Source organism: Trebonia sp., assembly GCF_030042015.1.
GTDB lineage: Bacteria > Actinomycetota > Actinomycetes > Streptosporangiales > Streptosporangiaceae > Trebonia.
The window spans coordinates 20,038-28,918 of sequence record NZ_JASIAL010000367.1 but is presented as its reverse complement, the minus strand read 5'-3'; the positions used below and the strand labels follow the sequence as shown (position 1 = coordinate 28,918).

Sequence of the window (8,881 nt, the reverse complement as noted above, 5' to 3'; positions counted from 1 at the left end):
CCGCGTTTGCCGCGTTTGCCGCGCGCCTGCCGGCGGTCCCGGCCGCGGGCAGGAAGACCGCGACCGGGGACCGCCGGCGGTCCGTCACCTGCCGCCTGGTCAGCTTTGCGGGACCTTCCCGCCGTGCAGCGCCTCCTGCAGCTGCTCCTCGCCTTCCTTCGTCAGCGAGGTCTTCAGCACGGTGCCGCCGTACTTGCTCAGCGCCTCGACCGCCTTGTCCGGGGTCACCTTCTCGACCATGAGGAACAGCGCGGACGTTCCCGGCTTGACGAGATCGCGGACCTGGTCCTGGAACTCCTTGTTGACCCCGGACTTGGTGATCTTCCCCATCAGCGCCCCGAGCCCCGCGCCGATCGCCAGCCCGAAGACCGGGATGAAGAACAGCAGGCCGAACAGCAGGCCCCAGAACATGCCCCACGTCGCGCCGGTGCCGACCGCGTGGTGACTGGTGCTGACGTGGAACTTGCCCTCCTTGTCCCGCACGATGGACGCGATCGCGTCGGGCTGGATGATCAGGTCCTTGGCAAGAGTGCGGGCCTCATCGGCCGCCAGCGCCGCCGTGGTCTCGTCTGGGTATCCGATGACGATCAGGTCTGCCATGACTTCTCCTTTCGTTGCCTGCGCACACAGCTCCAGTGCAGCCGGGCGGGATGGCCCGCACCACACCCGTGACGGGTGAGCGCAAGTCATCCGGGCGGTGTGAGGCGGGCCGGCCGGATTGCCGGAAAGATGGCCGGACTGGCGGACGCCAGGCGCGGACGAACAGGTAAGGACCTGCGATGCCGACAACCCGACACCCGCAGGCGGCGGCCCAGTCGATGGTCCTGCCGCTGGCGCTGGCGCAGTTCACCGCGAGCTACGCGGCCACCAACATGAACGTGGCGATCGGCAGCATCGCCAAGGACCTGCACACGTCCGTGATCGGCATGCAGACCACGATCACGCTCTTCACGCTGACGATGGCGTCGCTGATGATTCCCGGCAGCAAGCTGACGGAGATCTGGGGGCGGAAGCGGTGCTTCACGCTCGGCCTGGCAATCTACGGCGCCGGCGCGCTGATCGCGGCCCTAGCGCAGGGCCTCGGGCTGATGATCTTCGGGTACTCCGCACTGGAGGGCATCGGCTCGGCGCTGCTGATCCCGCCGATCTACATCCTCGTGACCGTGTCGTTCCCTGACACGCGGTCCCGGGCCAAGAACTTCGGCATCATCAGCGGCGCCGCCGGCCTCGGCGCGGCGGCGGGGCCGCTGATCGGCGGCATCCTGACCAGCGCGATCAGCTGGCGCGCGTCGTTCGTCGCGCAGGTGCTCGTGGTGGTCGCGGTCATCCTGCTCGTGCCCCGGATATCCGATCCGGGCGTGCACGGCCCGCGACCGCCTTTCGACCTGGAAGGAGCGGTCCTGTGCGCCGCCGGCCTGTTCTTCGTCGTCCTGGGGATCCTGCAGTCAAGCACCTACGGCTGGTTCGCGAGCCGCAAGGACTTCTCGGTCGCCGGCACCGTGGTGATCGCCAAGGGCGGCGTTTCGCCGGTCTGGCTGTACGTCGCCGTCGGCGCCGCGATCCTTGGCTGGTTCTTCCTGCACCTGCGCGCCAGGGAAAGGAAGGACAAGGTGGCGTTGGTCGCGCTGCGGATGTTCCGCAACCGCACCGCCAACCTCGGCATGGGGACGCAGCTTATCCAGTGGCTCACCTTGCAGGGCTCGTTCTTCGTGATCTCGGTCTTCCTGCAGGAAGTGCGCGGGTACAGCGCGATCACGACCGGGCTCGTGCTGACGCCCGCGACGGCGGGAATCCTGGTCACCTCGGCCCTGGCCGGACGCTTCGCCAGGCGGCATACGCAGCGGTGGCTCATCCAGGTCGGCTTCGCTATCACGGTCGCGGGCATGGCGCTGCTGCTTGGCCTCGTCAGGAAGAACTCGCCCGACGTCGCGTCCGTGCCCGGCCTGCTCCTGATGGGAGCCGGCGTCGGGGCAATGCTGACCTCCTCGGTCAACGTCGTTCAGTCGGCGTTCCCCGAACGGGACCAGGGCGACATCTCCGGGCTGTCGCGGAGCGTTTCCAACCTCGGGTCGTCCCTGGGCACGGCCCTGGCCGGGTCGATCATCGCGTCCGCCGTGCTGCCCGGTAACAAGGTGTTCGGGCTGTCCCTGCTGATCATGCTGGTGATCTCCTTGGCCGGCCTGGTTCTTGCGACGATGCTCCCTCATCAGAAGACCGCGGCGCCGGCGGTCCCGCAAGCGGTCCCGCCGACTGCCCCCGCTCTGCCGAGAGAGCATGCCGAATGATGAAGGCGGCGACGATCTCGAACAGCCCCATGATGATGAACCAGATCCCGATCAGCACCGCCAGCACGGTGACCGACGTGACCGGGGCCGCCGTGACCACGATCCCGGCGATCAGGCTGATCGCGCCGAACAGGCCCCACCAGAAGGCGCCCTCGCGCGCGCCGGCGAACGCGCCGATGAGCCCGGCCACCCCCTGGACGATCCACGTGATGCCCACGAGCAGGCCGATGGCCGCGACGGTCAGGTGCAGGTGGCGGATCAGCACGACGCCGATCACGACGAAGAGCAGCCCGCAGATGCCCAGCCAGGCGCGGTGACGTTCGGTCCTGTCGAATGTGCGGATCAACTGGAAGATCCCTGAGACGATCGCGAGGACGCCGATCAGGACGGCGATCACGTTGAGTGAGCCGCTCGGATGGAACGTCACGATGAACCCGAGGATCAGCGTGACGACGCCGATGAACAGCGTCGCCTGCCATGTGCTCGTCGCCACCAGCATCGCGGGTGCCGGCTGATCCGAGTAGTCGTCGTCGTGCATGGCGGTCCCCCCTGTCAACGCACCTGCAGCAGATAGCACTGCCCCGGCTCCAGCGCCACGAACAGCCCTGGATCGGCCAGCCCGGCGCCGTCTCGCGCGAAGTGCTGCTCACTGAGCAGCTCCCGCAGGCGCCAGCCGCGCCCGGGCAGGTCCGGCCATGGCAGCCGGATCTGGCCCTGGGCCGGCGCCTCGGAGAGGTTGACCACGACCACGTGCCGCGCGGCCCGGCCGGCGCCGTCGTCTGGTGTCCAGGACCAGGCGATCATGTTCTGACAGGACTGGTTGTCGGGCCAGCCCGCTACCCCGAGCAGTTGCCAGGCCCCCGTCCGGATGCGGTGGTCGGCGACCGTGGCGAGCAGGTCGCGGTACCAGCTGGCCAGCTCTTCGTCCGGCTGCTCGTCGGGCCGCCGCGCGAGGAAGACGGGAACGCGCACCCGGCGCCCCTGGAACTGCCCCTCGTGCCACAGGGTCGCGCCGGGCAGCGTCGCGATCGCGACCGCCGCCGCGCGCTCAAGCAGGGGCGGCAGCCGGTCGGCGATGCGCGGCTCGTCGTGGTTCTCAAGGAAGCGAACCAGGCGCGACTGGTAGGCGAGGTCGGCCTGCAGGTGGCCGCGCACGGCGGAGGGGTTCCGCTCCAGGATGCGGTCGTAGAGCCGCTTGTCGTAGCAGAAGGCGAAGCCCTGCTGCTGCAGCGTCCACTCCATGTCCCAGTACGCCTCGGCGATGAGCACGGTCTCCGGGTGCCGCGTCCGCAGCTTGCCGATGACCTCGGGCCAGAACTCCTCTCCCGGCCGCGGCCCGGGACCGGCACCCCGGTCGCCCCAGGTCCTGGCGAAGACGTCGTTGGTCATCAGCATGGCCATGTCGCAGCGGATCCCGTCACACTGGCCCGCGATGTCGGCCAGCGTCTGCGCCGTCGCGTCGCGCACCAGGGGCGAGAACGCGTTCAGCTGCACCACGTCCGGCCACGGCGGGAAGTACGGGTCCCGGCCGTGCGCGAGCACGTGTCCGCCGGCCAGCAGCCAGCCGGCCGGGTCCGCCTTGAGGTCGTCGTCGTCGCCCTGGATGAAGAACTCCGGCTGGGAGAGCACCCAGGGGTGGTCGGGCGCCACGTGGTTGGGCACGTAGTCCAGGATCAGCCGCGCGCCGCGGGCGGCCAGCGCCGCGCGCGCCGCCGCCAGCCCCGGCGGGCCGCCGAACCGCTCGTCGGCCACGTAGCGGCGCACGCAGTACGGCGATCCGATGATGTCCTGCGGCCGCAGGTCGGGCAGCGCCTCCCGGAAGGACTCGAGCAGCTCCGGGTTCGCGTTGGCCAGCTCAAGGCCTGCCGGGCTGCGCTCCCACACGCCCATCAGCCAGACCGCGTCGGCGCCCGTCGGCGTGATGTCGTCCCAGGCGGAATCGGGCACGCCGGCCAGCGTGACCGGCCGCCCCGCCGCCCGCGACAGCTCACCGAGCCAGACGGCGGTGTTCACCTCGTAGATGACAGGCCGCTCCGGCCATGCGGTCATCGCGCCACTCCCATCGGCATTTGAGCTTCTGCTTCGCCCGCGCGCGGGGCCGGGATCCGGCCGCGCCCGCCGCGGAACATGCTGCCACGGAACAGCAGGGGCAGCACCCCGACGGTGCCCGACCAGCCGGTCTGGTGGCTGGCGCCGATCCCGGCGCCGTTGTCGCCGTGGTAGTACTCGTAGAACAGCACCAGGTCGCGCCAGTGCGGGTCGTTCTGCAGGATCGGCTGGCCGCCGTTGACCGGGCGACGCCCGTCGGCGTCCCTGCGGAAGGTGCCGATGAGCCGTTCGCTGAGCTCCTCCGCCACCTGGTAGAGGTTCTTCTGCTGGCCCGAGCCCGTCGGGCATTCGACCGTGAAACGGTCGCCGTAATAGACGTACAGGTTCAGCAGCCCCCGGATGAGCATCACGTTGATCGGCATCCACACCGGGCCGCGCCAGTTGGAGTTGCCGCCGAACATGCCGGTGTCGGACTCGGCGGGAAGGTAGTGGACGGTGTAGTCCTGGCCCTCCAGGTTCAGGACGTACGGGTGGTCGGCGTGGTACCTGGAGATGGCGCGGATGCCGTGCGGCCCGAGGAATTCGTTCTCATCCAGCATCCGTGACAGGATCCGGCGCAGCCGCTCCTCGTTGAACATGGCGAAGAGCAGCGGGCCCGAGGTCTGTTCCGCTTGCCGCCCCTGCTCGGGCAGCGCCGCGACCACCGCGGGGTGGCGGGTCGCGAACGAGACGGCCTTGTCCACAAGCTCCGGGTAGTCGGTCCGCACGGTGCCGCTGACGACGGTGGCGGCGACGAGCGGCATCAGGCCGACGATCGAGCGCACCTTGAGCGGGATGGAGCTGCCGTCCGGCCGGCGGAGCACATCGTAGAAGAAGCCGTCCTGCTGGTCCCACAGACCCGTCTCGTCCGGGCCGACGTGGTTGGTCGCGGCGGCGATCCACGCCCAGTTCTCGAGCAGGGCCAGCGCCTGCTCCGTGTACACCGGGTTCTCACGGCTGAGTTCGACGGCCATCTGCAACATGTTCTCGCTGTACAGCGCCATCCACGCGGTGCCGTCGGCCTGGTCGATCCGCCCGCCGCCCGGCAGCGGCGCGCTGCGGTCGAAGACGCCGATGTTGTCCAGGCCGAGGAACCCGCCCTGGAAGATGTTGCGGTCGTCCGCGTCCTTGCGGTTCAGCCACCAGCCGAAGTTCCGCAGGAGCTTCTGGAACGAGTCCTCGAGGAAGGCGCGGTCGCCCTTCCCGGTCCTGGCCTGGTCTATCTGGTACACGAACCAGGTTGCCCACGCGTGTACTGGGGGGTTGACGTCGCTGAAGTTCCACTCGTACGCGGGCAGCATCCCGTTCGGGTGCAGGTAACGGTGGTCGAGCAGCAGCGCGAGCTGCTGCTTGGCGAATGACATGTCGATGACGGAGAACGCCACCGTGTGGAAGGCGAGGTCCCACGCGGCGAACCACGGGTACTCCCACTTGTCCGGCATGGAGATGATGTCTTCCGCGATGAAATGCTGCCAGTCGTGATTGCGCAGCCACGGCTGGGGCATCAGCGGATCGGCACCGTGTTCGGTCAGATATCGCTCCATGTCGAGCCCGTAGTACTGCTTGGACCACACCATTCCTGCCATCGCCTGGCGGCCGACCATCCGCTCGTCGGCGCTGAGGTCGCCGGCGAAGATGCCGTCGTAGAACTCGTCGGCCTCGCCCCGCCGGACGCCCATGAGCTCGTCGAAGCCGTCGAACGGGTTCTCGGACTGCATGTCGGTCAGCCGCATCCGGATCCTGTCGCTTCCTCCGGCCGGGATCGTCAGGACAAAGTCCAGCGCCGCCTTGGTGCCGGTGCCGTCCGGGTTGACCGCCGCGGTCTCCCCGTGCACCACGGCACGGTCGATGCCGTCCTTGACGTAAGGCGAGTCATTGGGTGAGCGGAAGACGCGCTCGTTGTTCGTCTCATTGCCGGTCACGAACACGGGCACCTGCTGCTCGGCGTAGAACCAGCGGACGCCGAGCTCGCTGCGCTCGGCCCGGATGGCGCTGCCTCCCGGGCCGCCGGTGTAGGCGCGCAGCATCGGCTGCTCGCCGCCGCCGGCCCACGACCAGGTGTGCCGGAACCAGAGCGTGGGCAGCACGTGCAGCCGGGCCTCGTCCGGACCCCGGTTGTGCACGGTGACCTGCATGAGAATGTCTTCCGGCGAGACCTTCGCGTACTCCACGAACACGTCGAAGTACCGGCCCTCGTCGAAGATCCCGGTGTCGATCAGCTCGTATTCTGGATCGGTTTTCCCGCGCGCCCCGTTGGTCGCGACCAGGTCGGCGTAAGGAAATTCACGCTGCGGGTACTTGTACAGCATTTTCAGGTACGAATGGGTCGGCGTGGCGTCGAGGTAGTAGTAGCACTCCTTGACGTCCTCGCCGTGGTTGCCCTGGGAGTTCGTGAGACCGAACAGCCGTTCCTTGAGGATGGGGTCGCGCTCGTTCCACAGGGCTACCGCCAAGCACAGCAACTGCTTGTCGTCGCTGATGCCCGCCAGCCCGTCCTCGCCCCACCGGTAGGCCCGGTAGCTCGCCTGGTCGTGGGGGAACTCATCCCAGGTGTTGTCGCCCCGGCCGGGATCCTCCCGTACCGTTCCCCACTGCCGCTCGCTGAGATACGGTCCCCACCGCCGCCAGGCAACGCCGTTGTCGGCTTCCTGAAGCCGTTGCTGCTCCGCGCTATTCATGCCGCCCACCGTTCGCTCGCTAGGCCCCCGCCGGCCGCGCGTCGCGCGGCCGGCATTCTGTGCCAGCCTCGCCGCGGGCCGCGGTGGTCCACATCACCCCCGCAGGAGGATTTCCCGCTGACCCGGCCGGCGCACGCTGGCTGCGTGCTGTCGTCGCGCGTCGCGGGGCGTGAACCGGCGGCATAGGGGAGACACCGTGTACGTGGATCCAGTGCAGCGGCTGCGCTCGGCGCGCAGGCGGCTCGCCGAGCCGGTCGAGTCGATGGCGCAGACCGCGGCGCAGCACGCCACCGAGCTGGTCATCGACGCGCTCGACGTGAACGCGCTGCTCGACCGGACCGACGTCAATCGCCTGCTGGACCGCGTCGATGTGGAGCGGCTCATCGCACGCGTGGACGTGGCGGCGCTGCTGGACCGGGTGGACGTGAACGGGCTCGCGGACCGGGTGGATGTGGACGCCCTGGTGCGAAGGACGGAGCTCGGCGCCATCATCGCCAGATCCTCGACGACAATGTTCAGCGAGGGGATCGACCTGGTACGCAGCCAGGCGGTCGGCCTGGATGAGCTGCTCGCGCGCTGGGTCAGCCGCCTGCTCCGGCGCGGCGCGTACGACCGGCGGCCCCGGGCGCCCGGGCCGGTAAGCCCGCGGGCGGGGCGATGACCGCCGGTTCCCGCGACCAGCCAGGGCTGCGGGGCAACTTCGCCGGGTTCGTCTCGCGCTTCGTCGCCTACGTGGCCGACAGCGGCGTGAGCACGGGGGTTTTCATGCTCGCCCTGGCCGCCGCCTCGTACGCCGCGAGCGTGCTGACCGGCCAGCCGATCAACTGGAGCAGGGGCAGCCCGCTGATCGTGATCGCCTTCGCCTGCTGGGAGTTCGTCTATTACGCCTACTCGTGGTCGGCGAACGGCAAGACCTTCGGCATGGCGCTGCTCGGCGTGCAGGTCGTCGGCAAGGACGGCGACGCGGCGGGCGCGCGGCGCGCGGTGGTCCGCACGCTGGCCTTTCCGCTCAGCTTCCTGCTCTGCGGGCTGGGCTTCGCGGGCATCCTGACCGGACGCGACCGGCGGGCGCTGCATGACGTGATCGCGGGCACCGCCGTCGTCTACACGTGGGACGCCAGGGCGGCCCGGCTGCGCTTCCTCGCCCGCGATGAGCAGGCACGGTGACGGCTACCGGGCCGCGATGCCGCGCAGCAGCTCATCCACCACGCGGGCGGCGAAGCCCGGCTCGGCCGGCGTGGTGTCGTGCTTGCCGCGGGCCAGCACCGCGCCGCTGAGCGTGAGCATGGCGATCTCGACATCGGTGTCGGGGCGGAGCTCCCCTGTCGCGATGCCGCGGCGGAGCACCGACCTGATCAGCTCGCGGCGGGGTTCGACCACCTGCTCCCGGTAGCGGGCGACCAGCCGGGGGAAGCGCTCTCCCTCGCCGTGCAGCAGCGCGAACTGCCGCGCGTAGCGGGGGTCGTCGGCGTCGGCCGCCATGACCTCGAGCATCGCGATCAGGTCCTCGCGGGCCGATTCGCCGCGCGGCCGCGGCAGCGGGGTCTTGAGCGAGGCGAACGCCGCGATCAGCAGGTCCTCCTTGCACGCCCAGCGCCGGTAGAGGGTCGCCTTGCCCACTCCGGCGCGCGCCGCGACATCCTCGCAGCGCACACCCTCGACGCCGTGGTCGCCGATGGCCGCGAGCGCGGCGTCCAGGATCGCCTGCTCGGCCCGCTCGCTGCGCGGCCGCCCGGGGCGGCGCACGGCGTTGGCCTGCGCCGCGCCATCACCGTGTAGCACGTCGGCGTCGACGTGACCGGCTTCGGTGCGCATGCTCGCATTACCTCT

7 protein-coding genes and 1 pseudogene are annotated in these 8,881 nt (G+C 69.8%); 3 read left to right on the top strand and 5 right to left on the bottom strand.

Annotated elements, in window-relative coordinates; all coding sequences use genetic code 11:
• Nucleotides 1-99: 99 nt before the first annotated feature.
• On the bottom strand, nucleotides 100-600 hold the full coding sequence (locus Q1N79_RS20065) for a DUF1269 domain-containing protein (protein WP_300611144.1): 501 nt from the start codon (nucleotides 598-600) through the stop codon (nucleotides 100-102).
• A 179-nt stretch (nucleotides 601-779) separates the two neighbouring features.
• On the opposite strand from Q1N79_RS20065, the pseudogene Q1N79_RS20060 reads away from it, so the two are divergent.
• A pseudogene (locus tag Q1N79_RS20060) lies at nucleotides 780-2,072 on the top strand (MFS transporter); the annotation flags it as partial.
• A gap of 82 nt (nucleotides 2,073-2,154) precedes the next feature.
• Here Q1N79_RS20060 and Q1N79_RS20055 read toward each other — a convergent pair.
• The 3 genes from Q1N79_RS20055 to Q1N79_RS20045 are packed head-to-tail and all read right to left on the bottom strand — an operon-like array spanning nucleotide 2,155 to nucleotide 7,051.
• Nucleotides 2,155-2,823: an HdeD family acid-resistance protein gene (locus Q1N79_RS20055; RefSeq protein WP_300611142.1), complete on the bottom strand. Its 669-nt coding sequence runs from the start codon at nucleotides 2,821-2,823 to the stop codon at nucleotides 2,155-2,157.
• Between the two features lie 14 nt (nucleotides 2,824-2,837).
• Complete coding sequence (locus Q1N79_RS20050) at nucleotides 2,838-4,334, bottom strand: hypothetical protein (protein ID WP_300611139.1); 1,497 nt, start codon at nucleotides 4,332-4,334, stop codon at nucleotides 2,838-2,840.
• On the bottom strand, nucleotides 4,331-7,051 hold the full coding sequence (locus Q1N79_RS20045; protein WP_300611137.1) for a hypothetical protein: 2,721 nt from the start codon (nucleotides 7,049-7,051) through the stop codon (nucleotides 4,331-4,333). The genes Q1N79_RS20050 and Q1N79_RS20045 overlap by 4 nt, the downstream gene beginning before the upstream one ends.
• A gap of 196 nt (nucleotides 7,052-7,247) precedes the next feature.
• Between Q1N79_RS20045 and Q1N79_RS20040 the strand changes: the two genes are divergently transcribed.
• Both Q1N79_RS20040 and Q1N79_RS20035 read left to right on the top strand, forming a co-directional pair.
• Entirely contained in the window at nucleotides 7,248-7,712 is a 465-nt protein-coding gene (locus tag Q1N79_RS20040) for a hypothetical protein (RefSeq protein ID WP_300611134.1), read from the top strand.
• Nucleotides 7,709-8,218: an RDD family protein gene (locus Q1N79_RS20035; protein ID WP_300611133.1), complete on the top strand. Its 510-nt coding sequence runs from the start codon at nucleotides 7,709-7,711 to the stop codon at nucleotides 8,216-8,218. The genes Q1N79_RS20040 and Q1N79_RS20035 overlap by 4 nt, the downstream gene beginning before the upstream one ends.
• Before the next feature lie 3 nt (nucleotides 8,219-8,221).
• Here Q1N79_RS20035 and Q1N79_RS20030 read toward each other — a convergent pair whose 3' ends face one another.
• Nucleotides 8,222-8,866 (bottom strand): TetR/AcrR family transcriptional regulator, encoded by a 645-nt coding sequence (locus Q1N79_RS20030; protein ID WP_300611131.1) that lies wholly within the window; start codon nucleotides 8,864-8,866, stop codon nucleotides 8,222-8,224.
• Nucleotides 8,867-8,881: the final 15 nt, after the last annotated feature.